The sequence below is a fragment of the Arthrobacter sp. BB-1 genome (genome assembly GCF_006151685.1).
Taxonomy (GTDB): Bacteria; Actinomycetota; Actinomycetes; order Actinomycetales; family Micrococcaceae; genus Arthrobacter.
Genome location: NZ_VDEV01000005.1, coordinates 103,324 through 128,230, shown reverse-complemented (window position 1 = coordinate 128,230; position 24,907 = coordinate 103,324). Strand labels below are relative to the sequence as shown.

23 protein-coding genes and 1 riboswitch are annotated in these 24,907 nt (G+C 65.2%); of the genes, 12 read left to right on the top strand and 11 right to left on the bottom strand.

Annotated elements, in window-relative coordinates; all coding sequences use genetic code 11:
• The first annotated feature begins 8 nt into the window (after window positions 1-8).
• The 5 genes from FHJ30_RS03425 (at window position 9) to FHJ30_RS03405 (ending at window position 3,372) form a co-directional block, all read left to right on the top strand.
• Window positions 9-386 carry a helix-turn-helix transcriptional regulator gene (locus FHJ30_RS03425; protein ID WP_139027863.1) on the top strand — a complete coding sequence of 126 codons (378 nt, stop codon included), beginning with the start codon at window positions 9-11 and terminating at the stop codon, window positions 384-386.
• Complete coding sequence (locus tag FHJ30_RS03420) at window positions 383-1,303, top strand: cation diffusion facilitator family transporter (RefSeq protein WP_139027862.1); 921 nt, start codon at window positions 383-385, stop codon at window positions 1,301-1,303. Before FHJ30_RS03425 ends, FHJ30_RS03420 begins: the two co-directional genes overlap by 4 nt.
• The gene (locus FHJ30_RS03415; protein ID WP_139027861.1) at window positions 1,303-1,995 is read left to right on the top strand and encodes a thioredoxin domain-containing protein; all 693 of its coding nucleotides are present in this window, start codon (window positions 1,303-1,305) and stop codon (window positions 1,993-1,995) included. Before FHJ30_RS03420 ends, FHJ30_RS03415 begins: the two co-directional genes overlap by 1 nt.
• 77 nt (window positions 1,996-2,072) lie before the next feature.
• Complete coding sequence (locus FHJ30_RS03410; RefSeq protein WP_139027860.1) at window positions 2,073-2,678, top strand: hypothetical protein; 606 nt, start codon at window positions 2,073-2,075, stop codon at window positions 2,676-2,678.
• A 79-nt stretch (window positions 2,679-2,757) separates the two neighbouring features.
• Complete coding sequence (locus FHJ30_RS03405; protein ID WP_139027859.1) at window positions 2,758-3,372, top strand: copper resistance CopC family protein; 615 nt, start codon at window positions 2,758-2,760, stop codon at window positions 3,370-3,372.
• 72 nt (window positions 3,373-3,444) lie between these two features.
• On the opposite strand, the gene FHJ30_RS03400 is transcribed toward FHJ30_RS03405, so the two are convergent.
• Entirely contained in the window at window positions 3,445-3,924 is a 480-nt protein-coding gene (locus FHJ30_RS03400; RefSeq protein WP_139027858.1) for a hypothetical protein, read from the bottom strand.
• 338 nt (window positions 3,925-4,262) lie between these two features.
• Between FHJ30_RS03400 and FHJ30_RS03395 the strand changes: the two genes are divergently transcribed.
• Complete coding sequence (locus FHJ30_RS03395) at window positions 4,263-6,614, top strand: DUF3488 and transglutaminase-like domain-containing protein (protein ID WP_139027857.1); 2,352 nt, start codon at window positions 4,263-4,265, stop codon at window positions 6,612-6,614.
• 205 nt (window positions 6,615-6,819) lie between these two features.
• On the opposite strand, the gene FHJ30_RS03390 is transcribed toward FHJ30_RS03395, so the two are convergent.
• Window positions 6,820-7,611 carry an NlpC/P60 family protein gene (locus FHJ30_RS03390; protein ID WP_139027856.1) on the bottom strand — a complete coding sequence of 264 codons (792 nt, stop codon included), beginning with the start codon at window positions 7,609-7,611 and terminating at the stop codon, window positions 6,820-6,822.
• Window positions 7,612-7,615: 4 nt separating this feature from the next.
• Window positions 7,616-7,813, bottom strand: a riboswitch (cyclic di-AMP (ydaO/yuaA leader).
• 207 nt (window positions 7,814-8,020) lie between these two features.
• Between FHJ30_RS03390 and FHJ30_RS03385 the strand changes: the two genes are divergently transcribed.
• The 3 genes from FHJ30_RS03385 to FHJ30_RS03375 all read left to right on the top strand — a co-directional run bounded on the left by FHJ30_RS03385 (window position 8,021) and on the right by FHJ30_RS03375 (window position 12,288).
• A complete protein-coding gene (locus tag FHJ30_RS03385) occupies window positions 8,021-9,535 on the top strand; it encodes an alkaline phosphatase (protein ID WP_240793565.1) in 1,515 nt (504 codons plus the stop codon).
• 361 nt (window positions 9,536-9,896) lie between these two features.
• The gene (locus tag FHJ30_RS03380; protein ID WP_139027855.1) at window positions 9,897-10,676 is read left to right on the top strand and encodes a hypothetical protein; all 780 of its coding nucleotides are present in this window, start codon (window positions 9,897-9,899) and stop codon (window positions 10,674-10,676) included.
• Window positions 10,677-11,508: 832 nt separating this feature from the next.
• Complete coding sequence (locus FHJ30_RS03375; RefSeq protein WP_139027854.1) at window positions 11,509-12,288, top strand: CPBP family intramembrane glutamic endopeptidase; 780 nt, start codon at window positions 11,509-11,511, stop codon at window positions 12,286-12,288.
• A 245-nt stretch (window positions 12,289-12,533) separates the two neighbouring features.
• Here FHJ30_RS03375 and FHJ30_RS03370 read toward each other — a convergent pair whose 3' ends face one another.
• Together FHJ30_RS03370 and FHJ30_RS21275 are read right to left on the bottom strand one after the other, a co-directional pair.
• Entirely contained in the window at window positions 12,534-12,971 is a 438-nt protein-coding gene (locus FHJ30_RS03370; RefSeq protein WP_139027853.1) for a hypothetical protein, read from the bottom strand.
• Between the two features lie 76 nt (window positions 12,972-13,047).
• Window positions 13,048-13,212 carry a hypothetical protein gene (locus FHJ30_RS21275; protein WP_171058902.1) on the bottom strand — a complete coding sequence of 55 codons (165 nt, stop codon included), beginning with the start codon at window positions 13,210-13,212 and terminating at the stop codon, window positions 13,048-13,050.
• Between the two features lie 509 nt (window positions 13,213-13,721).
• Between FHJ30_RS21275 and FHJ30_RS03365 the strand changes: the two genes are divergently transcribed.
• The 3 genes from FHJ30_RS03365 to FHJ30_RS03360 all read left to right on the top strand — a co-directional run bounded on the left by FHJ30_RS03365 (window position 13,722) and on the right by FHJ30_RS03360 (window position 17,420).
• Window positions 13,722-13,943 (top strand): DUF3188 domain-containing protein, encoded by a 222-nt coding sequence (locus tag FHJ30_RS03365; protein WP_139027852.1) that lies wholly within the window; start codon window positions 13,722-13,724, stop codon window positions 13,941-13,943.
• A gap of 180 nt (window positions 13,944-14,123) precedes the next feature.
• Window positions 14,124-14,414 carry a hypothetical protein gene (locus FHJ30_RS21270; RefSeq protein ID WP_171058901.1) on the top strand — a complete coding sequence of 97 codons (291 nt, stop codon included), beginning with the start codon at window positions 14,124-14,126 and terminating at the stop codon, window positions 14,412-14,414.
• Between the two features lie 366 nt (window positions 14,415-14,780).
• Window positions 14,781-17,420, top strand: a complete 2,640-nt coding sequence (locus FHJ30_RS03360; RefSeq protein WP_139027851.1) for an AMP-binding protein — start codon at window positions 14,781-14,783, stop codon at window positions 17,418-17,420.
• Window positions 17,421-17,769: 349 nt separating this feature from the next.
• Here FHJ30_RS03360 and FHJ30_RS03350 read toward each other — a convergent pair whose 3' ends face one another.
• From FHJ30_RS03350 to FHJ30_RS03320, 7 genes are all read right to left on the bottom strand, one after another.
• Window positions 17,770-19,131, bottom strand: a complete 1,362-nt coding sequence (locus FHJ30_RS03350; RefSeq protein ID WP_139027850.1) for a phenylacetate--CoA ligase family protein — start codon at window positions 19,129-19,131, stop codon at window positions 17,770-17,772.
• A gap of 49 nt (window positions 19,132-19,180) precedes the next feature.
• Window positions 19,181-19,780: a cadmium resistance transporter gene (locus FHJ30_RS03345; RefSeq protein WP_139027849.1), complete on the bottom strand. Its 600-nt coding sequence runs from the start codon at window positions 19,778-19,780 to the stop codon at window positions 19,181-19,183.
• A gap of 53 nt (window positions 19,781-19,833) precedes the next feature.
• A complete protein-coding gene (locus tag FHJ30_RS03340) occupies window positions 19,834-20,583 on the bottom strand; it encodes a cytochrome c biogenesis CcdA family protein (RefSeq protein WP_139027848.1) in 750 nt (249 codons plus the stop codon).
• Window positions 20,580-21,089, bottom strand: coding sequence for a signal peptidase II (lspA, locus tag FHJ30_RS03335; protein ID WP_139027847.1), 510 nt, complete (start codon window positions 21,087-21,089; stop codon window positions 20,580-20,582). The genes FHJ30_RS03340 and lspA overlap by 4 nt, the downstream gene beginning before the upstream one ends.
• Complete coding sequence (locus FHJ30_RS03330; RefSeq protein WP_139027846.1) at window positions 21,086-23,038, bottom strand: cation-translocating P-type ATPase; 1,953 nt, start codon at window positions 23,036-23,038, stop codon at window positions 21,086-21,088. The genes lspA and FHJ30_RS03330 overlap by 4 nt, the downstream gene beginning before the upstream one ends.
• On the bottom strand, window positions 23,035-23,409 hold the full coding sequence (locus FHJ30_RS03325) for a helix-turn-helix transcriptional regulator (protein WP_139027845.1): 375 nt from the start codon (window positions 23,407-23,409) through the stop codon (window positions 23,035-23,037). The genes FHJ30_RS03330 and FHJ30_RS03325 overlap by 4 nt, the downstream gene beginning before the upstream one ends.
• Before the next feature lie 120 nt (window positions 23,410-23,529).
• Window positions 23,530-24,768, bottom strand: coding sequence for a cytochrome P450 (locus tag FHJ30_RS03320; RefSeq protein ID WP_240793564.1), 1,239 nt, complete (start codon window positions 24,766-24,768; stop codon window positions 23,530-23,532).
• Window positions 24,769-24,907: the final 139 nt, after the last annotated feature.

Sequence of the window (24,907 nt, the reverse complement as noted above, 5' to 3'; positions counted from 1 at the left end):
TTGCGGGTATGCGCATCCTTTCAAGCACTGAGGTCCTGGCCCGGTTCGGCAAAGCCCTCGCGGACCCGACCAGGGCAGCGGTCCTGCTCACGCTGCGAAGCGGCCCGGCGTTTCCCTCCGATCTGGCCGAACGGATCGGTGTCAGCCGCCAGATTCTTTCCAACCACCTTGCCTGCCTGCGCGACTGCGGGCTGGTCCTGGCCGAGCCTGTGGGACGGCGTGTCAGGTACGAACTTTCTGATCCCCGCCTTGCCCACGCCCTGGATGACCTGCTCGGTACCATCCTCACGGTCGGTCCCATCTGCCAGTGCGCTGACCCTGACTGCGCCCAGGAGACAACCGCATACTCCCGGACCGGGGCGGTAAACCAGGAGATCCATTCGTGAGCGGCCACGATCACGCGCACGGCGCGGGTGAGGGGGCGGCTCAGCGCGGAAAACTGATCATCGTCTTCTGCATCACCTTCGCGGTCATGGTCGCAGAGATCATCGGTTCCGTCCTGACCGGCAGCCTTGCCCTGCTGGCCGACGCCGGCCACATGTTCACCGATTCGGCAGGGCTGCTGATCGCCCTGATCGCCGCGTCGCTGGCGCTCAAACCCGCCACCCTGAAGCGCACCTGGGGTTACAAGCGGGCAGAAATCGTCGCTGCCGCCGGGCAGGCTGCCCTGCTCCTGGGCGTGGGTGCTTTCGTCATCATCGAAGGCATCCGCCGGCTGTTCGAACCTCCGGAGGTCGGCGGTTCCACGATGCTTTGGTTCGGCATCATCGGCCTGGCCGGCAACGTTATCGGCCTGATCGTGCTGGCCTCGGGCCGGAAGCATAACTTCAATATGCGGGCCGCGTTCCTCGAGGTCCTCAATGACGCCCTGGGCTCTGTCGCCGTCATCGCCGCGGCCATCATCATCGCCGTCACCGGCTGGGTGCAGGCTGACGCCGTCGTATCCCTGCTGATCGGGGCACTGATCATTCCCCGGACACTGAAGCTGCTCAGCGAAACCCTGAACGTGCTGATGGAGAACGCCCCGGCGGGCCTTGACCTGGCCGAGGTCCGTGAACACATCCTTGCGCTGCCGCATGTCATCGACGTCCATGACCTGCATGCCTCCCTGGTCGCCTCCGGCACACCGGTCCTCTCCGCGCACGTCACGGTCGAAGACGGTTGCATGCTGGACGGCCACGCCGCCGAGATCCTGGCGGACCTGCAGCGCTGCGTCGCGGAACATTTCGAAGTCAGCGTCGAGCACTCAACTTTTCAGATCGAACCAGTAGCCCACCGCGACCAGGAAAGCATTCCCCACTAATGACACAGGCAACAAAATCCACCGCCAAGCCCACCGACCCGGCGCGGAAGGTCCGCATCGTCCTCTGGATCCTCCTCGCCGCCGCCGTCGGCGCCGGCCTGATCTGGTACGCGGTGTTCACCGCCGCCAAACCCGAACCGGCCGCCGTGCAGCCGGTAGCGGACGCCCAGGTGGTCAGGGATGACAGCCACCGCCTCACCGCCCCCGCCACCGAGAAGGCCCAGCTCGTGGAGTTCCTGGACTTTGAATGCGAGGCCTGCGGGGCCGCCGCGCCGCTGGTGGAGGAACTGAAGAAGGAATACGGGGACCGGATCACCTTCGTCAACCGCTACTTCCCGCTGCCCTCTCACAAGAACTCAGGCCAGGCCGCCCTGGCGGTGGAAGCCGCAGCACAGCAGGGCAAGTACGAACAGATGGCCGCCAAGATGTTCGAAACCCAGCCGCAGTGGGGCGAGAAGCAGGACTTCCAGAACGCCCTGTTCAGGACCTTCGCCGAAGAACTGGGCTTGGACGTGGTGAAGTACGACGCTGCCGTGGCTGCCGAAGAGACCAAGGAACGGATCCGCAAAGACATCGCTGACGGAAAAGCCCTCGGCGTCTCCGGCACGCCAACCTTTTTCCTCAACGGTGAAAAGCTGACCCTCAACACCGAAGCGGAATTCCGGCAGAAACTCGAGGACGCCGTCAAATAGCCGGCACGCAGCGGGGCCTGCAGAAACGCTATCGTTCTACATGACGTAGCAGAACAACGCCCGGAAGGAGCTGGCACGTGGTCCTTCGGCACGCGCCGCTGCGCCTGCCCCGCGCAGGGGTGCTGGCCCTGACCGTGCTCATACTCGCCGCCGTGGCACACCAGGGCGCCGGGGGTCAGCTTCCAGCGCCGGCAATCATGATGGCGCTTGCTGCGGTCGTGGGACTCTCCGCAGTCCTGCTCGCGGGGGTGAAAATGACAGCCCCGCTCCTGGCCGCCTACCTCGGCGGGACCCAGCTGAGCCTGCACCTGGCCTTCTCAACCCTGTCCACCGGCGCCGTGCCCGGTTCAGAGCCCTCACATCATGGGCCCGGGCTGGCGGCCGGGCCCTTGATGCTGGAAAGCGCAGTGACCCATCAGCATCTGATGGCCGACGCCGGTTCGCCGATGACGTTCGCGCACATCATTGCAACGCTGGCCACAGCACTCCTCCTTGCCCGCGGCGAGGCCGCCCTCTGGGCGCTTGCGGCGTGGCTGCGTCCACTCAGCGGACCCATCGATCCTGTCATTATTCCGCCGGGCTTTTGCCAGCCGCTCCGTACCCGGCGGCCTCTTCCTCCTGGCGCCACAGTCCCCGTTCAAACCGTTGTCCGTGGGCCGCCGCAGCGCTTGGGCTGCTCATAAGAGCCTCGCCGGTGACGGCAGGGCAACCCGCCTGCGGTCTGCAGTGCGGGGACCGGATACGAACAGAAGTGAAGAACCCATGACAGTACGAAAAAAGTACGCACGCTCCCGGGCTGGCCTGGCTCTCGCCGGAGCGCTGCTGCTCACAGCGATCGGCGCCGGACCGGCGCAGGCCCACGACGCTCTCCAGTCCACATCCCCGGACCGGGACGCTACGGTGACAGCCGCCCCCGACACCGTGACCCTCACCTTGTCGGAACCGCCCACGGATTCGAAGAGCCTGAACCTGAGCGTGATCACCGTGACCGACTCGACCGGAAAAACGCTCAGCGACGGACAGGTCACGGTGATCGGCCCGACGATCTCAACCAAAGTCGCCCCGGGAAGCAACGGACCCTACACCGTGTTGTGGCGGACGGTCTCCTCCGACGGCCATCCCATCGAGGGAAACTACTCCTTCACCGTCCAGGACCCCACGGCGGTGCCGACGGCTTCACCGGCAGCGCCAGTATCGGAGTCTGTGACAGCATCGCCAACCCCAAGCGCCGCTGCAAACGCGATGCCCCCGGCTCCCCGCCCGGATGACAGCAACGGTCCACTCGTGACAGGGATCGGCGCTGCCCTCATCGCCGTCCTGGGAGGCATCCTGTACCTCGCCCGCCGCCGCCGGGAGCGGCCCGGCAACCAGGGCTGACGCTACGGGGGACATCCCATTCGCTGCCGCCGTGACAGGGCACCGTAAAGGTGCCCTGTCACGGCAGCTTTTTTATGGCGCGGTCTCGGGGTTTTGCGCGTGAAGCCGGGCCTTCGCCGACCGCCTGCGGCACGTGTACCTGGCTACGGCGGCAACCAGAACAGCCCCGGCCATCAGGACGAATGCGGCAACGCCCAGATAGAACAGTACGGAGGACACCGGCGGCGCAGGGGCGGACGCATCCGCAGCGGCAATGATGGTCAGCCAGTACGCGACGGTGGCTCCTGTCCACGTGAGGCCGGCGCACGCTGTCAGCCACGACCACCGGGAAAACCATGCCGTGCCATCCCGGTAGGACAACGCGACGGCTATCGCCACTACCCCGGTCACTGCCAGGAGCTGCATGCCGAGCAAATACGGCCCGGTAACCAGGCCGACGGGAACGCCCAAACCGCCCAGGAGTACCAGCCGCTTGGCACCGAGGGGCATCCCGGCCGTCACTCCCTGGTCCCCGTCAGTTCGCGCCCCCTGGCTTGTCGTCTTATCTGGCACGGTCGAATCCATGAACTTCCTCTTAAATATCGGGGCCCGGACCGAAGTTCCGGGCTGGTGCCGGACCAATGGTGCGGCGGGTGATTGCCTTCCCCGACGTTACAGCATCAGCTGGATCGAACACGGTGGTGGTGACCTCACAGGTCCAAGCACCTCTGCCGGTCACGGAACCTTCCACTCGATCAACACGTTGGAAGGTCAATCCAGTGATTTCTCCGGCGCAGCTCCCAGGGATTCTTCCTCGGCCTGCATAAGGAAGGTTTCCATGACCACCGTTCCGCCGGCCGTCCTATTCCATCGGCCTCCCCGTTTTTTGTAACGGAAAAAACCTCGTCTCCATGGAAACCACCACTACGACGGACCGCCAGACGCTTCCGGAGCCCGACCCGCGACAGCGGCGCTTCCTACCGCAAAGCAACCACGCCGCGGAGGGTCAGCGGCACTTGATGGTATCGCTGGCGGCCCTGGTGGCAGTGGTCCTGGTATCGCTGAGCATCCATGGAGTCCTTGACGGCTGGGGCTGGCTTCTGAACGTAATGTTTACTGCCGCGGCCGTGTTGACGGCGACAGCAGGGACACGGAGCCTCCGTTGGCCCCCGGTCCTGAGCCTGGGAGCGGGCCTTTTGACGCTTGCCGGGGTGCTCGTCTGGCAGTTTTTCCGTGACCAAAGTTTCCTGGGCGTTATCCCGGGCTCTCAGGCCACGGAACGTCTGGCGTCTTTGCTCGAAAACGCCGAAACCACCGTCGCCTCAGAGCTGGCACCGGTGGCGCCCGGCGAGGGCGTCCTCTTGATCACCTGTGCCGCAACCGGCCTGGCCGCACTGCTCATCGATACCTTGGCCATTACCTGCAGGATGCCCGCGACCAGTGGAATACCCCTGCTGGCCGTCCTTTCCATCCCCGCAATCATCCTTCCTGACAGCGTCGGTGTTCCCGCGTTCACTGCAGCCGCCGCAGGCTACATCTTCCTCCTGGCTACCGGGCAATGGCGGGAAAGCTTTGAATCTCAAGACCAAGCAGCGCACCGAACCGCCGGCTACCTCACCAGGGCCGCAACCATCGGGGCGGGCGCGCTCAGCCTGGCCCTCGTTCTGCCTGCCATGGTCCCGGGATTCACCACAGGAACGTTTCCGCAGGGATCCCGCCTGCAATGGTGGACGGCAGCATCCGGGCTGGACCCGAGCGTAACCCTGGGAAACTCCCTGCGGGAGCCCGACGGTTCTGGCCGGATCACCTATGCCACCACCGCCAATGAGCCACTGTATTTGCGGCTCACAACGCTGGAGGACTTCTCGGGCAGGCGATGGCACCCGGACCAGCGCATGGATTCCCGCCGCACCGGGATCAGGCAGATGGGCATGAGTGCCGGCCTTCCGGTCGGCAGCGGGAACCTGACGACCACCCGGATCGATACCCGAAGCTTTACGAGTCCATGGTTACTCGCCCCCTATGCCCCACTGAGCATCACGGGGCTCAACGGGGCATGGACCTGGGACCCGGGAACCCTGACGGTCCTATCGACCGCGGGGGAAACCACGGCCCGGCAAACCTACCAGGTGATTAGTTCCCTGCCGGAACTGACGCCTGAACTGCTGGCAGGGCTGGGACCTGCCGAGGACGGCGAAGTTGACGCAGGGTTCAGCTTCCTCCCCGAGGGCCTTCCGCCTGTTATCAGGCAGACAGCGGTGAACCTCACCGCGGACCTGACCAACCCCTACAGCAAAGCTATGGCCATCCAGAACTATCTCCGCGGCGGCGGCTTCACGTACTCCCTGCAGGCCCCTGTTGAAGGAAACTACGATGGCACCGGCCTTGAAGTCATTGGACGGTTCCTTGAAGTAAAAGCCGGCTACTGCGTCCATTTCGCCGGTGCCATGGCTGTCATGGCAAGGCTGGCCGGGATCCCGAGCCGCGTCGCAGTCGGTTATGCACCGGGGGAACCAACCGGAAACACCGTTATGGTCGCAGGCAAAGACCTGCCCGAATTCGCCGTTGATTCCAAGGATGCCCATGCCTGGCCCGAGCTGTACTTCCGCGGTGCCGGCTGGGTGAGGTTCGAACCGACACCCTCCCGCGGCGTGGTCCCGGTCTACGCGCAGCAACCGGCAACTCCTCCAGGCCTGCCGGTGGAAGACGACCTCAGACCCGACGGCTTATCCGTGCCGGACACCGCGACATCCCCGACTCCTGCCCCGGGACTTTCGGGCAATGGCACGCCGGGCACGCCCATCCCTTCCGGTGTGGAGCCCGGCATGACGGTGGTGGTCTTGGTCCTGCTGTTTCTGGCCGCCGCGCCCTTCCTGATCCGCGCCGCCAGATCCGGTGGAAGGAAGCGCCGCTTTCTCAGTTCGAATCCGCAGCTAGCAGCCGGCATCGCCTGGGCCGAGACGACGGAAAGCGCCGTTGACCATGGCTACACTCCGGGCGCGGCAGAAACACCGCGGGCTTTTACCAGCCGGCTGATGCAGCAGGCGCGGTTCAACAGTCAGGCCGTCGACTCACTGACAAGGCTCCGCCACGCCTTTGAGATCCAGATGTACGCTGCTGCGAAGGTACAACCCGTACCCGGGACGGTGTCTCCAACCTGGGCCGATGTCCAGGAAGTCAAGCGGGCTTTGTGGGGTTCGAATACCCTGCCAGCGCGCCTGAAAGCCAGGCTCCTGCCCAGATCGCTACGACGCCGATACTGACCTCGTGCATGAGGCAAGGGCTGGACGCAACGAGAAGAAGCCGTGCAGGCCGTGTCCGAAGCGTTACTAAGCGGTCGGTCTGGTCAGTGTGTAAAGGCCGGTAGTTTCAGGAACAGCATTCGCGGCGGGTGCTGCTCAAGAGATACTGAGGGCCGGTGATTCAATACCCCCAAGGCATTGAATCACCGGCCCTCAGGAGTCTATTTTAGCCCGCGCGGACGAAGGTGACGGCGCCCTTTGAGGTCATCCAGGTCAGCGGGTGGACGGCGGTTTCGTTCTTGCCGTTCAGCCCGGAGCTGAGGACCTGGCCGTTGCCGACGTAGATGCCTACGTGGCCGGGCTGCATGACCATGTCCCCGGGCTGGGGATCGGTGACGACGGTGCCGTAGTTCATGAACTGCATGGGACCGAGGTCACCGACGGGGATCCCTGCAGCGTTCAGGGCGTTTTCCACCAGCCGGGTGCAGTCCTGGATCATGCCGATCTGCGCGTAGGCCGAGGAGACCATGGTGGCGTTGACTCCACCTGCTGCCGGGGCGGCCGCCGGGGCAGCTGCCGGCGCGGCAGCAGGGGCGGGGGTGACAGTGACCTGAGCCTTGGCCGGCGCAGCAGCCTTCACGGCGGCGGGCGCGGCAGGAGCGGCAGCCTTGGGTGCCTGGACGATGACCGGTTTCGGTGCTTCCACGACAGGGGCCGGCGTGGTCTTTACTGCGGGACGTTCGAAGGAGATCTGGACGGTGGCGTCTGCGCTGAGCGGGGCCTGGACCTGGCTGGCGAGCTCCAGGGTCGAGGTCGGCTCCGCGTCCCGCTGCGCAGGTGCATCCGCCGCCTGCGCGGCAATGCCGCTGGTCAGGACGAGCCCGGAAGCTGCCGCGATGACGGCGACCTGACGGCCCACACCGCCGGCGTTTTCAGCGACGGATTTGGACAGGACCGCAAGGGCACTGGTCTGAACGGGGACCGCACGGTGGCGGCCGTGAGCACGGCGAATAGACACGAAAAGGGCCTCTCCCACTGCCTGCGAGGTTAGCTGTCGGATTCGGATGGGAGACACCCGGCCGCATCTCCAGCGCAAGGCAGGAGGCGCGGCTTCACCCCAAGGCCTGCCCGAAGCAGGCCGTCATGTGGTTTCCCCGTCTCTGCCGGACGAATGTTGCGAAGGGATCCCGGGCAGCGGCAGAGTTAGGCAAATCTGCTCAGGAGTGCCGCATTCTGAGACCGGGCACGCGTCCGACCCTACTGCACAAACCGCGGCGTTGTCACATTTGCATAACGCAAAGCATTGATGCTCGCCAGCCGGATGAAGGCAGAGTTGTTTTGGGCTGGTTCAATGCCCCGGAACACGGAACCGTATCCTTTCTGAATGGATCTAATTCCATTAGCTCGATAAACCCTCGGGTGGTGCTATGGCCGCGGTACCTGCACCGAAAAGACGCAGGATCATATGGATCGTCCTGGCAGCCGTCATGGCCACCGTCGTGGCCACCGGGCTGATCTCGTCCGCGGTGTTTACCGCCACCAAGCCGGCGCCTGCCACAGCCCAGAACGTTATTTACCTGCTGGGTGACGGTATGGGCCGCACCCAGGTCACTGCCGGCAGGGAGCGTTTCTACGGTGCCGAGGGCAGGCTTGTGATGGAAACCCTCCCGGCCCACGGCTCTGTCAGTACCTATGCTGTGCAGAAAAACTCTGACCAGCCGGGGCAGTCTGGCTTCGCCCCGGAACTGGTCACTGATTCCGCTGCTGCAGCCACGGCCTGGGCCTCCGGGGTAAAAACCTATAACGCTGCCCTCGGGGTGGATGCCAAGGGCCGCGTTATGCCGACCATGATGGAGTTGGCCAAGCAGACCGGCTATCGCACTGGCAGTGTCTCCACGGCTGAAGTTACCGACGCGTCCCCGGCCGGGCAGATGAGCCACGTCCTGTCCCGCGGCTGCCAGGGACCGGACTACTCCGCGGACGCGTGCCAGGACACCGAGATCACCGGTGCGCCGCTGCCGACCAGTGATGTCCGGGTAACCCCGATCGCAGACCAGATCGCCCGCAACGGCACCGCGGACATCATCTTCGGCGGCGGCCTGCGCCGCTTTGACGCCTCGGATGAAACCGAGCTGAAGGAGCAGGGCTACTCGATCCTGGGTTCGGTCTCCCGCCAGATTCCCGCCACCCGGGCCGACCTGAACGGAGCCGCAGGGGAGAAGGTCTTTGGCTTGTTCAACAAGGGAAACCTGACCGTTGAAAAAGCCAAGCAGGACGACCCCGGAGCTCCCCAGGCGAAGGAGCCGTCTCTGCCGGAGATGACAAAGAAAGCTCTTGAGCTTCTAAACCAGCACCAGGAAAGCAGTGGCAAGGGTTTTTACCTGCAGGTTGAAGGCTCCTTGATTGACAAGCGGTCCCACGACAACGACGCGGCCCAGACACTGGAGGAAGTCAAGGCCTTCGACGATGCCGTCGCCGCAGCCTTGGACTTCGCCCAGAAGGACGGCAATACCCTGGTCATTGTTACCGCCGACCACGAAACCGGCGGTTTCAACATCATCGAAAAGGGCTCCTTCACTAACGCCGAAGCAGCCGCGCCCCCGGTCAACGTCGATTCCGGGAACGCCGCCAATAACTCCACCCCGACCCGGTCTGACGGAAACTTTAAGGACCCGGAACGTTCAACCGGTATCAGCAACGGTGCAGGCGCAAAGGACCAGCAAAACTTCGGCCCTGCCACCTTCCGGACGCCGAGCGACCCGCCCCAAGTCAAGGACGGTTCAAAGGAAGCCAGTCTTTGGCTGAGCTACGCCTCCGGCAACCACTCCGGTGCAGACGTGCCCGTTTACGCCTACGGCCCAGGCTCGGAGCAACTGCAGGGCAGCGTGGACAACACCGATCTGTTCGACATCGTAGGTAACGCCCTGGGCGTCCTGCGCTGACCGCAGCGGAAAAACCAGAACTGCAAACCTGCCACGGCCATGGCCCGACGAGGCTTCCGGACGCCTCAAGTCGCCGGGCCAGGTGATGCAGGATAACGGAGACCTCGATAAGGCCCGGTCCAAGCTGCTGCCCGGGCGTCGACGTCAAGGGCAACTGAACCCGGCAGCCTCCTGGGGGCGCTTGTTCTTCCCCTCCGCCACTGGCTGACGGCTGGCCATGTGCCTGTCCGAATGCGGCGTGCGGAAACCCGCATACCTTCCCCATGAATCTTCCCCAGCAGATTTCGGCATGGGACGCTGGGGAATCGCTTTTAAATCAGCGACTGACACAAGGCCCCGGCCGGTTTGTTAAGGAGGCAAGATGCCAGCCATTTTTCGGTGGTCCACCCCAGCAGCTGAACGGTTCAGAACCGATTCCCGGGCCTGGGGACTCGCGCCGCGCCAGGCGCTGCTGCTGGCCCTTCTTCCCTTTATCCTCGCCGTCGTGGCCGCGGCCACAGTTCCCTTCAAGGAGCTCTATCTCTGGCTCGTTGACGAGGACTCCCTGATCGAATGGCTCCAGGTTCTCTGCCTGCTGGGCGCATGCATCTTCTTGCCCCTGATCACCCTCGCCCTGCTCCGGGCCGGGCGTCTGGGCATCACACTGCTCTACGCTGTGGTCACACTCGGCGTCTGGTTTCTCACGGGCGAGGAGATCTCCTGGGGCCAGCGCATCTTTGGCTGGGACACCCCCGAAGACGTGAATGCGGTCAACCGCCAGGGGGAAACCAACCTGCACAACCTCCGGGGAGTGCAGGAGCTGGTCCCCTACGCCATGCTCCTTGCCAGCCTGTACGGTGCCTGTGCCCCGCTGGTGCGGGCAGCGCTCGGCTCACGGCGGGAGCACGTTGCGTCCAAGCACCTGCTCGTCCCGCCGCTCTGTCTCGTGCCAGCCTTCCTGTTGGCCGCGGGCTATCGCCTCTTCCGCCTGCTGATCTGGCCGGAACCGACGTTCGTTCTCTCCGAATACGGCGAGGTGATGGAACTATGCCTGTACCTGGGGCTTGCGGTGTTCTGCGGGCTCAACCTGCGCCTCCTGCAGCAGCGGCAGCCGGCCCCCGGTGTCCGGGATCTATCGCGTCCCACGCCCCGCAGCCCCTGACTGTCAGACGGGCACCCCTCAAGGGCAATTGACCGGCACGACCCGGAGAGTGGCCGGGTCTGAGCCGAACCCGCACCCTTGCTTCCCTTAGCCAAGCCTGGCGGGGGTCATCGGCGGTACCCTCATCGGTCTTCAGCTCAAGTGCCTGGCCAAGGTCCCGGGCGCCGGGCGCCCGGGCAGGAGCCAAACAGAGCCATGAGAGAGACGGGCCAGTTCACCGCAAGGGCCTTCGTGACGCTGACCTGACTGCATTGCTCCAAAGATTCAAGCGGGACTGGCTCCAGACGTGCTGAGACCGGGAGCCAGCCCCACCCTGTTGGGCACGTGCTCCGGGACGAAGAAACATGGTCTCCCCCCCCCCCACAAGGACAAGGAACACCCGCCACTGCACATCATCCGCCGAAACGGGGTGCCAACCAAACAGTATCGCGCGGTCCATGACCGTGACGGCGACGTTCAAGAACCAAACGGCCCCAGGGCTGCACGGGCAGCCCATCGCTGTCTCCAGCCGGGGAGGTAACACCCGTCCCGGGCAGCCCGGATCCAAAGGCTGCCATCGCCCGTGATGGCGTGAACGCCAATACCCCGGCCTGGATGCTGCCCCTTTTCGTCAAGGGTCGTTCCGGCGAATAGTGCACACGTACCCTCCGGTTCAAGGCGGCGAGTTAGAAGGCCAATGAAGCGCCAACGCAGGAGTCGGCCGCCAACGCAGAAGCCTGGACGGCGGTCAGTAGAAACGGGTCCGGTACCGGGCCGGGCGCGGATGGACTTCCTTGTGATGTCTTTGTGGCATCCCGGCAGAGACCCGGCAACTGCAGGCAAGAATAGGACCATGCTCGTTCCCTCCCGCCGCCGTCTGCGGATTGAAGTCTTGATAGTCCTGGGACTGTCGTTAGGACAGTCCGCTGTTTACTCGGTGGTGCAGTTTCTGGACAAGATCACCAGCGCGCCGCTGGCCCAGGGCACCTCCACGCTCAACACCTCCCAAAGCACCCGCGAATATTTTGACCTGACATATCAGCTGCTGGAGATCTTCTTCGCGCTGGTACCTGTCGTTCTGGCGCTCTACTTCCTGACCGACCAGCACAGGATGAACACCGGCAACGGCGAGAGCAATGGTTCGGCCTTCACGAAAATCGGTTTCAACTTCACCCGCCCCGGACTGGACATCCTGCAGGGGCTCGGGCTTGCCGTCCTGATAGGCATCCCCTCACTGGGCCTCTACGCGGCCGGGCGCGCACTGGGCATCACGACAGCGATCATTCCCAGCGCCCTGGACCCTTACTGGTGGACGGTTCCCGTGCTGGTCCTGTCAGCGGTGCGGCACGCGGTCGTCGAGGAAGTCATCGTAGTGGGTTATCTGCTGGACCGCTTTGGGAAGTTCGGCTGGTCAGTGCCCCTGGCCATTTTTGCCAGTTCCATGATGAGGGGCAGTTACCACCTGTACCAGGGCTTCGGGCCGTTTATTGGCAATATGGTGATGGGGGTGGTCTTTGCACTGATCTATACCAAGAGCCGTCGGGTGATGCCGCTTGTCGTCGCCCACGCACTCATCAACATTGTGGCGTTCGTCGGTTTCAGCCTGTTTGGAAGGGCGGTCGGGCTCGGCTAATTCACTCAGCCCCGGCACTGAGCCTCCCCACAAAGACTCCAGCCTTGTGCCGCCCTCACCACCCATGGGTGAGCGCACTGCCAGTCTCATTGACCGCTGCAGGTGTGTCCTGATCTGCTGAGGCAAGGAACCTGAAATTATGCCCCCCCTCACCGCGCATGTGATTCCGCAAATTGGGGGGGGCGCTGCTCCGGTGGCTGTTCAGGTGCGCAGGCTGGTGCCCTGATGACCGGCAGTTGCAGTGGCTAAGTTCTAGGAACGAGCTGGTATGCGTAAAGCAGCGGCGCGTCCACGCTTGATGCTGCAAATTCCACCGGACCTGATTGCGGAATACGGAGTCTAATATTTTCGCGCGCACCGTTGCAGGCAGCACCAAAGTCGATCAGCTCGCGTTCTCCCACGCGTGCAGTCAGGAACGCTTTGCCGCCGCCGTCACACGCCAGCACAAGGGTGTAGTCGCCTTCGGGCACGGGCACGAAGTTGCTGACGGGCTCCGCATCCAGGATTTTGCCGGAACCTTCGGCCACTGCTGTGCCCGTGGTCGGGAAGGCGGTGGCCTCCCACGATGGGATATCAGCGTTCTCGACCGAAAGCTGCTGCGTGCAGCCCGAGAGTGCGACCGCAGCGGCAACGGCAGCGACACCCCGGAGGGCGTGCGTAACGGACAAGAATTGGAAGGGCATGCATCCAACCTACCCGGAAATCAGGCGAGGGCGGTGGCACCTGCAGCGCTACCGGTCCACGATACGTCCAGACTACTTAAGAGCTTTTCCCCTGGGATGCCGCCACTACGACGGCGCCGATCAGTCCAGTAAGGGCGAACAGAATTCCTACGATTCGGTCTGTGCCGTGGACACCCGCCGCGATAAAGGCCACACCCAGCACACCCAGGAGTGCCATTGCCACCAGACTGAAATGCCGCATTGGTAACTTCCGGACGCAGGACAGGGACGTGTGGGGGAGCAACCGACGAACACTGCGCGAAGCAGCACCAGCGCTGGTACCGCTCAGTTGGCGAAGCTCCGATCAAATAGCGGTTGACCGGAGCTTCGGTTCCATTATGCCTGCCATAACCTTGCGGTTTGCTGGGAAGGCAGCACCCGGGCCAGATTGTCCACAAGATAAGCGGCTGACGCCCAGGTCTGGCGAAGTACACACCTGCGCCGGGTTCGGTCCGGCCCTGGTCTTTGTTTCGCCTCACCGGGCCTGGAAGCAGTCTGGGCTTTTACGGCAACCGGAACGTGCCGGGGCGCCCGGCGGTAAAGGCGGCGCCTGTGACAAAGACGCCTCACCGGGGCGAACATTGAGGAAAGGGCCGCACAAGCGGGGGAGGGGCCCGCAAGGTTCCTGAGACAACCGCGCCGGCCCGTTCAGCGCACCGCACTTTCCCTGACCGGCCCGGTGTCCCGCCCGCTGAGCGGTAGACTCCTTTCGTGCTCAATGAGTTTTGGAATGTTGCCTCCAAGTTTTACAAAGCCCTGGTGTTTGGTGCCATGGGGCTCATCGCCGCAGGCCTCGTTATCAGCGTCCTGGGCAATGCCACCCAGAATCAGGGGTTGGCTTTCGCTTCCTTGCCCGTGATCGGAACTGGCTTGGTTCTCCACGCCGCAGGAGTGGCGGTACGAGGGCACCAGGTCCGCAAGATGATCAGGTAACGGGTACCGCCGTCGGCTCAGCACTGGCACGGCAGGCCTCGGCTGGATGGTGGCACGATGGCATGGCCCCAAAACCTCCACGGCCCCTCGGCCCTGCTGCCGTAAAACTTTTCATGAGCCGGACGCTCTGCCCGGCCGACTCCGGAGGGCACGCAACCCGGGCAGAACTGCAAGGATTACATGAAGCTATCGTTAGTCGATTCCCTGGCGCAGGGAATTATTGCCCTCAGCGCAACCCCCTCCCCGAGCGCTGGCGAGAATGGGCTAAGACCAGGTCTTAGCCCCGACCAGGTGACCCCGGGCTTCCTTGGCTTCGTGATGACAGCGTTCATGGTGATAGCCGTTGTGATGCTGATGGTGTCAATGACCGGACGAATCCGCCGCATGAGATACCGTGCACAGGTCAGCGATGCGGGCGCTGAGAACGATGCTCTGCCCGGTACCCGGAGCGCCCAGCAGCCTGGGGGATGACCCGGCCCAGCAAGGCTGACAGACACCACTGTTCATCCTTCCCCGCTGCGGAGGACGCCGCCGGGGTGTGGTTGCTGAGCTGCCAGCCGCCGCTGGGCAGTTGGGCGGACCGCGGGGGCCTCACCTGCTGGCCTGCGATCCTCACCGCTCGCGATCCCCCTTAAGGCTGGGCCCCTCCGTCCAAGGTCCGTCTGAACCGCTGTCTCCCTCACACCGAGTGCGACGAGAAAGAGAGAGGCCTCTCCCGCTCTTTCAAGTCCGCTCGACCCTTAAAAGGCGGTTGTGATCGCATCGCTGTCGTGGTGGTCCTGTTCCAAGAAAATGTCCATTTGAGTTAGGGTAGCTTTACCTTTACTGTGCAGGTTTGTGACTGTACAGCCGGAACTGGCACGAGTCTCGTTCGCGGCCACACTGGCCGGCTTTGGAGACCGCACCGCCATCAGGACCAAAAACCACTCAGTGAGCTACGGCGAACTGGCACGCCGCGTTGAAGACATGGTGCGAACCTTCGGCCCCGCCCGGCGGCTCATTGCCCTGGAGACCGGGAATTCCCTGCCGTCCCTGGTGGCCTACCTCGCCGCCCTGTCCTCCGGCAATCCATTGCTGATCCTGCCCACAGGCGGCGGGACAGCCGCCCAGACCCTGATTGCCGCATACGATCCAGATATCGTGGTCCGCGCATCCGACGGTGAGGCGGTACTGGACGTACTGCGGGACGAAACCCGGCACGCGCTGCACCCGGAGCTGGCGCTTCTGCTGAGCACCTCCGGATCCACCGGTTCCCCCAAACTCGTGCGCCTGTCCGCCGAAGCCGTGCAGGCCAACGCCTCGGCGATAGCCGAATACCTGCACCTGCGCCCCGGCGACACCGCGGCCACCACGCTTCCGCTCTCCTACTGCTACGGGATGAGTGTGGTGAACAGCCACCTCCTGGTCGGCGCGTCCCTGGCACTGACCGACCTCTCAGTAGTGGACCCGTGCTTCTGGGACCTGGCCCGTGACGAAAACGTCACATCCTTCGCCGCCGTGCCCTACACCTTCGATCTCCTCGAACGCGTCGGATTTGAGCACATGGACCTGCCAGGCCTGCGCTACATCACCCAGGCAGGCGGCCGACTCGATCCGGACCGCGTGCGATCCTACGCCGAACTGGGCAGGCGGCAGGGCTGGGACCTGTTTGTTATGTACGGGCAGACCGAAGCCACGGCCCGCATGGCCTACCTGCCGCCGGACCTTGCAGCAGAACACCCCCACACCATTGGATTGCCCGTCCCCGGCGGATCCTTCCGGCTGGAGCCCGTCCCCGGCCTGGATGCCAGCGAGCTCGTCTACTCAGGTCCCAACGTCATGCTGGGGTACGCCGAACAGCCGGAAGACCTTGCCCTGGGACGGGTCGTCACCGAGCTGCACACCGGTGACCTCGCCAGGCGCGGGTCCAATGGCCTCTACGAAATCGTCGGCAGGCGCAGCCGGTTCGTCAAAATCGTCGGCCTGCGGGTGGACCTGGGCCAGGTGGAACGGCTGCTGGCCCATCTTGGCCTGACCGCCGCGGCTGCCGGCTCGGACGACGCAGTGGTGGCCGCGGTGGAAGGAAGCCACGACCTTGCCCTGGTGGCCAAGACCCTTGCCCAGGACCTGGGCCTGCCGCGTTCAGCGGTCCAGCTTCATGCCGTGGGATCCATACCGCGCTTGGAGAACGGAAAGCCGGACTACCCCACGGTCCAAGCCCTGGCTTCCAGGAAAGATGACCGCACCGACGGTACTGCCACGGCACCGGAACCGGCAGGACACCCGGCTGACGTGCATAGAATTTTCGCGGAGGTCCTCGAACAGGAGGACATCGCCGACACGGACACCTTTGTTTCCCTCGGCGGTGACTCGCTGTCCTACGTGGCAGCGTCCGTCCGGCTCGAGCGCGCCCTCGGACACATCCCGCAGGGCTGGCACCTGATGCCGGTCTGTGAACTTGTCCCTGCCACCCACCGGGCGCAAGGGACGCCGCCCGCGGCCACAGGGGACCCTGCAGGCCAGCGGACCGGGAAGGCCGCACGGGCTTCACGCCGCTGGCACCGGCGCTTGTTTGCCCCGATGGACACCGGGATTGTGCTCCGCGCCGTGGCCATCATCTTCATTGTTTCCACGCATATAGGTCTCTTCCACTGGGAAGGGACCGCCCACGTCCTCATCGCCGTCGCCGGCTATAACTTTGCCCGCTTCCAGGTGGCCGGTACCCGCCGTGCCCGGCTGCGGCGGCAACTGCGCAGCGTTGCCCGGATCGTCGTGCCCAGCGTTGCGGTCATCGGCCTGGCCTTTGCCGTGACCGATACCTATACCTATACCTGGGCGAACGTTTTCCTGCTGAACTCCCTGCTGGGGCCGGAAGGATGGACCGACTATTCCCGGTTCTGGTTTATCGAGATCCTGGTCTACATCCTGCTGGGCCTGGCCGCCCTGATGGCAATTCCTGCCGCAGACCGGGCCCAGCGCAGGTGGCCGTGGGCCTTCGCCCTGGCATTGGTAGCTGTTGACCTGCCGTTGCTCTTCGACCTGATTGCCAGCCGGTATCCGGGGCAGGGTCCGGTCCTGTGGCTGTTCGGGCTGGGCTGGGCCGCCGCCGCGTCGCGGACACTGTGGCAGCGGGCAGCCGTGACCGCCATTGCCCTGCTCACCATCCCACAGTCCTTCGATGACCAGTACCGCACCGCAACCATCCTGGCAGGCTTCCTCATCCTGCTCTGGCTGCCCACCCTGACCGTCCCGCGCGGACTGCACCGGGTCACGGCACTGCTGGCCAGCGCCTCCCTGTACATCTACGTCACCCACTGGCTGGTGTACCCGCTCGTTGACCCGGCACAAAAAGGCCTGGCCGTCGTCGCGTCCCTGGCCGCAGGCATCCTCTACTGGGCGGGGGCCACCAAGGTAATGGGATTGCTTGAGCGCCAGCTGCAACGGCCGCGCATCCTTCTCCGTAGATCTACTGCAGCTGGCAGGGCAGACTCCGAGTGAGGCTTACGAGAGCAGCGCGCCTGAATACCAGGCATCAGCCGCTGCGTCTGGGGCTGGGATGTGACTTGGCTGTAGGGTCCGGTCCGTCCTGATGATCCGGGGGGACGATCTTGACGTAGGCCACCATCCCTATGAGCTCCACAATGTCTGAATGAGGACGACGAGGGATACCAGGGCGAGCGGCCCGGGCAGGGCCAGGGGGAGTACGACCAATGAGTTGCGTGTTGCGCCACTGAAGATCACGGCCTTGGCACTGGCGCCGTCCAATCCGCCTCCCGCCGCGGCAGCCATTCCAGGCAGGACCATCACCCACCAGGAACGCCGCCTACACCGGAATACCCGGCCTGCCCTACGGGGGCAGTGGGATGACAGTGCGGTGTTTGCCGCCTGAAGTGAGGGGCGGAGGGGAGGGATCCCTGGTCAGGGTGACATTGTCCAGTCCATGGCCGGCCAGCACGGCGGAGATTTCCAAACGTGCGGCTTCGAAAACCCCGGCAGGATCCGCGCCAGGGGCGGGTTGCAGCCGGAGGATGAGGCTTCGGGGTCCAGTCTGGACGACCTGGCCTTTACTGAGGCCCTGAACTTTGTCCAGAGCCGTACTCAGCGTCAGCGGTGTTATTGAGACGGGGAACCCGCCGCTTCCCGGGAAGGTCAGCAGCTCCGCTGTTCGCCCCTGCACGTGGATGGCCGGCGTTGGGTCCCCGCACGGGCAGGGGTCCGTCCTGGTGGTGACACTGTCGCCCAGGTCGTACCGCAGGATGGGTTGTATGCGGTTGGCCAGGTTGCTCAGCAGCACTGTGTGCGAGGGCTGGCCGGGCGGGACCGGTTTATGGTTTGCATTGACCGGTTCCAGGATGGCCCAGTCGCTGTTGACGTGGAGCCAGCCTTCCTGGCAGCTGTAGCTTAGGAAGGGGCATTCAGTCGCTGCGTAGCTGTGACGGACCTTGGCTCCGAATGCTGCACTGATCCTGGCGTACTCTCCCGTGGGCAGTCCCTCGGCGGCGAGAACAACGGCAACGGGGTGGATGTTCAGCCGTCCTGCTTCCTGCTCGAACGCCAGCAACCGTCCGGTGGAGGCGTACGGGGCAAGAAGGGCTGGGCGGAAGCTGTTCAGCTGGGCGACGAGGTCCGGCATCGGCGTCTGGACCGGGAACACGCCAACGCTGTGCCTGCCTGGTCCCTTTTGGAGTGCGGCGGCGGCTGCTGCTGAGGCGAAGTGGCCACCGGTGGCGATGACCATGGCGACGCGCCCGCGGACTATTCCTATGATGTCGGCCGGGGTGAGCCAGGAGGTGAGCATGCGGAAGGCCAGGGCCTTGGCCACTGCCAGGGATCTGGTGTCGAGCAGGAACAGTCCCCGGGTGCCGGTCGTCCCGGACGTTGTAGCGGCCGTGTAGCGGTTGAGGAATTTCGTGCCGACCAGCGACGGGTCATCGACGAACGACTGCGTTTCCTCCAGAGTTACGGCAGGGTCCGTCACCCAGTCATCGAAATGAGCCATCAGGGCAGCCTTGGTGGTCACGGGCAGCAGGCCAGGGTCCGTGATCCGGGCCGGCAGGCCGTGATAGAGCCGGCGGTAGTACGGGGAGCGCGTCCGGGCGTAGGTGACCATCTCTGCCAGCCGCTCCTGTTGGCGCTGGAGGAGCGCGGCGCTGCCCTTTTTTCGGGCAGTACGGGCATTAAGCAGCAGTCCCGCTGGCGTTTCTTTCATGATTCCTCCTGGCCCTGGCTATGGTTCATCCGCGGTGATTCCTTGTTGCTCAGGTGTTGAACAGCCGGGTCAGGACGCCGGAGCTGAGGAGGATGAACAGGCCCAGCCCGATGAACACTGCCGGGACGAGCCAGTGTTCGATTTTTTCGAGGGTTTCGATGACTTTGGGGTGGGTGCCCACAACGCGTCCCAGTGCGCACCAGACGGCGACCAGGATGAGGAACACGATGATGGTGATCACGGTGTCCTGGGGGTTCATGGTCCTGAAGATGGGCGTATAAATGGCGATGTTGTCTGCACCGTTGGCGATGGTGATGCCGGCGACGCTGAGCAGGCCGACTGCGCTGATGGCGCCTTCGGTTTCCTCTTCCCCGCGTCTGCGCAGGAAACGGATCAGGCCGAAGATGCCGATCCCCAGCGGGAGCAGGCCGAGCCAGCCGACCCATTCGTCCGGGACAAGCGTCAGCCCGAGCGCGGCCAAGACGCTGATGCCGACCAGGGTGATGAATCCCAGATACTGCCCGCCGACGATTTCCCAGGGCCGGGGCCTGCCTTTCGAGGAGGCAAGGAACAGGACGGTCAAAACGACGATGTCGTCGATGTTCGTGGCAGCGAACATGGCCGCCGCGGCCGCGATGATGCCAAGCATTGATTATGCACCTCTCTCAGTGTGTTCCCGCCGGTTGCATACCCGCGGCCGGGTCAGATGGGCGTGGTGAAGGTTCCGATCAGGTTCTGCAGGCTCAGGATCCAGGTCGTCCAGACACCGGAAACCATCAGGATCCCGACCAGGACCAGGGTCGCTGCTCCTGCGAGGTTGAAGGCCCTGATGTTCCGGCGGACGAAGCCCAAGGTGCCGCTGACCCAGCTGAAGCCCCGGGCGACGAGGAGGAACGGGATGCCCAGGCCGATGCAGTACGCGAAGCCGAGCAGTGCCCCGCGCCAGGCCGATCCTGTGGTGGTGCTCAGCGCCAGCACGGCGCTGAGAGTCGGGCCGATGCACGGCGTCCACCCGAGGCCGAAGCCGATGCCCAGCAGCGGCGCCCCGGCCAGGCCGGTGTTCGGTTTCCAGGTCAGCTTGGCCGTGCTCTGCAGGAACGGGATCTTCCCGGACAGGGCGACGCCCATCACGATCACGACCACTCCCAGGACACGGGTGATCATGTCGCTCCAGCTCACCAGCCAGTGTCCGATGGTCCCGAACGCGGCACCGTAAAGGGTGAAGACCGCGGCGAAACCGAGGATGAACAGCCCGACGCCGGCAGTGGTGCGCCGGCGTGCTGCCTTTTCATCGGTTCCGGCGAGGCCGGAGACGTAACCCAGGTAGCCCGGCAGCAGGGGCAGGACACAGGGTGAGATGAACGAGACCAGCCCGGCGATGACCGCCAGGGGCACGGCCAGGAGCAGGGCTCCTGACTGCACGGACTCGGCGAAGAAACCCCCCAGATTCATTCCGCTGTCTCCTGGTCCTTGCCTGCCCGCAGCATTCCCAGGACCAGGACGGCGGTTCCCACGGTGACGAAGACGTCGGCGAGGTTGAACGTGGGGAACCAGCCACTGTGCAGATAATCGACGACCCCGCGCCCGTCGAGCCGGTCAATGAAGTTTCCGATCGCGCCGCCGGCAACGAGGGTGCCGCCGGTAAGGGCGGTCCTGGACATCTTTGGTGCGTTCACTGTGAGCCAGGCCAGCAGCACGGCGATGATGACCCCGGTACCGGCCACGACAATTCCGGTGGGCAGGGCGGACCCGAGACTGAAGGCCACGCCCGTGTTGTACAGGAGCTTGATCGTCAGCAGTGGGACCTCAAAGACCTCTCCGCGGGAGAGACCCGCCTCGGCCTGGGCCTTGATGACCAGGTCGGCCCCGGCCAGCAGCAGCGCGGCGGCCAGCAGCCCGCCCCGGCGCATCCACGGCCGGGACGGGGTGCTGTCGCGCACCGGTGCGGGTTGGCTCACCGCGCCGGTTCCAGGGCGGGGACGGTGTCCTGGGTGGCCGGGATGGTGCCGTACTTGGTTACCCTGCCGGCGCGGACTCCGTTGGCGATGACAACGATTTCGGCCAGTTCGTGGATCAGCACAACCGCTGCCAGTCCCAGGATGCCGAACAGGGCCAGCGGGATCAGGACGGCGATCAGGGCCAGGGACAGTCCCACGTTCTGGAACATGATGCGCCGGGTGCGGCGGGCGTGCTCCAGTACTTGCGGCAGGTGGTGCAGGTCCTCACCCATCAGTGCGACGTCGGCGGTTTCGATGGCCACGTCGGTGCCCATCGCGCCCATCGCGATGCCGGTGTCGGCGGTCGCCAGGGCGGGGGCGTCGTTCACGCCGTCACCGACCATGGCGGTCGGCTGCCGCCCCTTCAGGGTGCGGATGATGTCCGCCTTGTCTTCGGGACGCAGGTCGGCGTGCACTTCGGTGATGCCCGCTGCCTTCCCCAGGGCTTCAGCGGTGAGCCGGTTGTCACCGGTGAGCATGGCGGTGGTGTAGCCGGCGCGGCTGAGGCGTTCAATCACGGCTGCGGCCTCGGGACGAAGTTCGTCGCGTACGGCGACGGCGCCGATGAGGACAGAGTTCTCCTCGACCAGGACCGCTGTCGCGCCGCTGGCCTGCATCCGCCGGACGGTCTCCTTCAGCTCTCCCGGGGCGATCCATCCGGGCCTGCCGAGCCGGGCGCCGTGGCCGTCTATGGTTCCTTCGAGCCCGGCACCGGGAACAGTGTCCAGGCCGGTGACGGTGACCCGGTCGGTGGCGGCGGCGAGGATGGCGCGGGCGAGCGGGTGTTCGCTGCGTTCTTCCAGGCCGGCGGCGACGGCCAGCACCCGTTCCCGGGTGGAGGAGGCGGTGGCGGCGACCTCGATGACGGCGGGTTTGTTGCGGGTCAGGGTGCCGGTCTTGTCCAGGGCGATGGTGCGGATTTTGCCGAGGGTTTCCAGGGCGCCGCCGCCCTTGATCAGGACGCCCATCCGGCTGGCAGCGCCGACGGCGGCGACCACGGTCACGGGCACGGAGATGGCCAGGGCGCACGGTGAGGCTGCCACCAGGACCACCAGGGCACGTTCGATCCACAGGAGCGGTTCGCCGACGATGAAACCATAGACGGCTATGAGGGCGGCGGCGATCAGGATGCCCGGGACGAGCTTTTTGGCGATGGAGTCGGCCAGGCGCTGGCCGGGGCCCTTGCGGGACTGCTCGGCCTCCACGATGTGCACGATTCGGGCCAGGGAGTTGTTTTCCGCGGTGCTGGTGACCTCGACCTCGAGCGGGCCGGTGCCGTTGATCGAGCCGGCGTAGACGTCGCTGCCCGGTCCTGCTTCGACCGGGACTGATTCGCCGGTCAGGGCCGAGGTGTCCAGGGAGGTGCGTCCGGTCAGGACGCGTCCGTCCGTGGCGAGCCGTTCGCCCGGGCGCACGACCATGGTCTCACCGAGCACCAGTTCGGACGGGGAGACGGTAACTTCAGTTCCGTTGCGCAGGACCCTGGCCTCAGCCGGGACCAGGTCCAGCAGCGCCCGCAGGCCCCGCCGCGTGCGGGCTACCGAGTATTCCTCCAGCCCCTCGGAGATGGCATACAGGAAGGCCAGCATCGCCGCTTCCTCGACCTGGCCCAGGGCGACGGCGCCCGCGGCGGCGATCGTCATCAGGGTGCCGACACCGATCTTGCCCTTGGCAAGCCGGCGCAGGGTGGAGGGAACGAACGTCCATCCCGCGACCAGCAGCGCCGCGGCCTCCAGCGGCAGGGTGACCCACTCGGATGCGTCCAGCAGCGAAGCGATCCATGCCGCCAGCAGCAGCCCGCCGGCTACCGCGGCCGCGCGGACCTCAGTCACCTGCCAGAAGCCCTCGGCTTCTTCCTGTCCTTCTTCTGGTTCCGGCTTGTCATCGCCGCATCCGCAGGCGTCGCTCACAGTTGCTCCTCTTTGGTGGTTGCGGTGTCGCAGGACGCGTCACCATAGGTCGGGCACAGGCTGACCGCGTTGCCCGTGGCGGCCAGGAGGATCTCGGCCTGGGCCAGGACATCGATCAGTTCAGGCCGGGTCAGGGAATAGAAGACCTTCCGGCCTTCCGTCCGGCCCGTCACCAGGCCGCAGTCACGCAGGCAGGCCACGTGCGCGGAGACCGTGGACTGCGCCAGACCCAGTACCTGGGTGAGGTCACCGACACGGGCCTCGCCCTGGGCGATGCGCTTTACGATGGCAAGCCGGGCGGGGTCGGCCAGGGAATGGAACAGGGCGGCCGCCGGTTCCAGCCGGGTGCCGCTCCTCATATCAATCGTCATACACCGATGATATCCAAAGTTACTGATATGTGCCAGCCGCAAGTCCTCCATGGCCGTCCGGGTGCAGGTCCGGGGCCAGCGCGCGTATGGTGCCGTCGCAGGGGTGTGTGCGAAGCCCTGTCAGTGCGGACCCGGGCGTCCGGAGAGGATGAAGCCGCTTCGGGGCAGCGCTGGCATCCGGGAGAGGTCGATGCTCAGGTCCTGGGCGGGTACGGTCATCCGGGTCTCCGTGGCCAGTGCTCTGATGGCATGCCGTAGCAGGTCAACGGTGATGTCCTCGCCGGGGCAGCGGTGCCCCTCGGACGGGTCTCCGGCGCCCTGTGGAACAAGGGTGTGGGGGTCCGGCTGCCAGGCACGGAACCGGTCCGGGTTGAAGCTTTCCGGGTCCTTCCAGATCCGGCCGTCGTGGTTCGTGCCATACAGATCAAGCAAGACCCATTGCCCGGCTTTAAACGTGCTGCCATTCCATTCCAGCGTTTCCCGGGCAGTGCCGCCGACGAAGGGGAAAAACGGATAGTACCGGCGGACTTCCTGCGCGAAGCAGTCCAGGTCCGGATTCTGTCCTGTCCGCAGGATGTCTTTCCATTCCGGGTGCTGCTGCAGGGCGACGGCGGCAAAGACCATGAAGCGGCCGACAGCCACGATGGGCCGAAGCAGGTTGAGAAGTTCCACCGCCGCGACCTGATCCGCCAGGGCGTTGCCGTGTTCGTCGTGGTGGAAGGCAATCGCAGCGGCAGGGGTGTCCCCGGCTGCGGCCGGGCCGCTCCGGCGGAGGGTGCTGATGCACTCGGCGGCCCACTTTTCCGTGGCGCGGCGGCGCCACCGCGCGTACCAGTTCACCGGCCCGACCGCGCCGGCCTTTTCGATCATCAGGCCCAATTCGCGGCTGATCCGTTCGACGGTTGCCGGGTTTGCCGGCACTCCCGCCCACCGGCAGGCGGCGGCGGTGAGCAGCGGGCGCAGCTCGTCATGCAGCACAACTTCGCCGCGGACCTGCCACCAATGCACCGCCGACACCCATTCCTCATCGAAGGCCTGGCCGAGGCGTTCCACCGATTCCTTGGTCATCAGGTCAAGGAACAGCTGTTTCCGGTGCCGGTGGGCAGGCCCTTGGAGGGACTGCACGCTGCCGGCGTCCTGCAGAAGGTGCTGGGCCGAGCGGGGCATGGCCGCCTCGCGGCCGAACCGGCCACCGCCGTAAAAGAACTCCGCCGCTTCAGCACCACGGAGGCAGACCACGGGGCGCAGCATCAGCCGGGTACGGAACAGATCGGAGCCGAACCGGTCGCACCGGCTCGAAATGAACGTGTATCCCTCACGCAGAAGAGCGAGCGAACTCTCCGGCAGCTGCACTGTCATGATGGACCAGCCTTCTCTCGTGCCACCCCGGCATGGCCGGCGTTAGAGATGCGCAGGCGGCCCGGGGCACTTCGGGACTCCCAGCGTACCTCCCTGCCCAAGACGGCAGGCGGGCCCCAAAGTGATAGCCTCAGCCGTC

Coding starts and splice junctions, on each gene's coding strand:
- FHJ30_RS21270 (WP_171058901.1), top strand. CDS start 14,124: ATGAAGCTATCGTTAGTCGATTCCCTGGCGCAGGGAATTATTGCCCTC.
- FHJ30_RS03405 (WP_139027859.1), top strand. CDS start 2,758: ATGACAGTACGAAAAAAGTACGCACGCTCCCGGGCTGGCCTGGCTCTC.
- FHJ30_RS03380 (WP_139027855.1), top strand. CDS start 9,897: ATGCCAGCCATTTTTCGGTGGTCCACCCCAGCAGCTGAACGGTTCAGA.
- FHJ30_RS03340 (WP_139027848.1), bottom strand. CDS start 20,583: ATGAATCTGGGGGGTTTCTTCGCCGAGTCCGTGCAGTCAGGAGCCCTG.
- FHJ30_RS03395 (WP_139027857.1), top strand. CDS start 4,263: ATGGAAACCACCACTACGACGGACCGCCAGACGCTTCCGGAGCCCGAC.
- FHJ30_RS03350 (WP_139027850.1), bottom strand. CDS start 19,131: ATGAAAGAAACGCCAGCGGGACTGCTGCTTAATGCCCGTACTGCCCGA.
- FHJ30_RS03375 (WP_139027854.1), top strand. CDS start 11,509: ATGCTCGTTCCCTCCCGCCGCCGTCTGCGGATTGAAGTCTTGATAGTC.
- FHJ30_RS03345 (WP_139027849.1), bottom strand. CDS start 19,780: ATGCTTGGCATCATCGCGGCCGCGGCGGCCATGTTCGCTGCCACGAAC.
- FHJ30_RS03415 (WP_139027861.1), top strand. CDS start 1,303: ATGACACAGGCAACAAAATCCACCGCCAAGCCCACCGACCCGGCGCGG.
- FHJ30_RS03320 (WP_240793564.1), bottom strand. CDS start 24,768: ATGACAGTGCAGCTGCCGGAGAGTTCGCTCGCTCTTCTGCGTGAGGGA.
- FHJ30_RS21275 (WP_171058902.1), bottom strand. CDS start 13,212: ATGCGGCATTTCAGTCTGGTGGCAATGGCACTCCTGGGTGTGCTGGGT.
- FHJ30_RS03325 (WP_139027845.1), bottom strand. CDS start 23,409: ATGACGATTGATATGAGGAGCGGCACCCGGCTGGAACCGGCGGCCGCC.
- FHJ30_RS03370 (WP_139027853.1), bottom strand. CDS start 12,971: ATGCCCTTCCAATTCTTGTCCGTTACGCACGCCCTCCGGGGTGTCGCT.
- FHJ30_RS03425 (WP_139027863.1), top strand. CDS start 9: ATGCGCATCCTTTCAAGCACTGAGGTCCTGGCCCGGTTCGGCAAAGCC.
- FHJ30_RS03385 (WP_240793565.1), top strand. CDS start 8,021: ATGGCCGCGGTACCTGCACCGAAAAGACGCAGGATCATATGGATCGTC.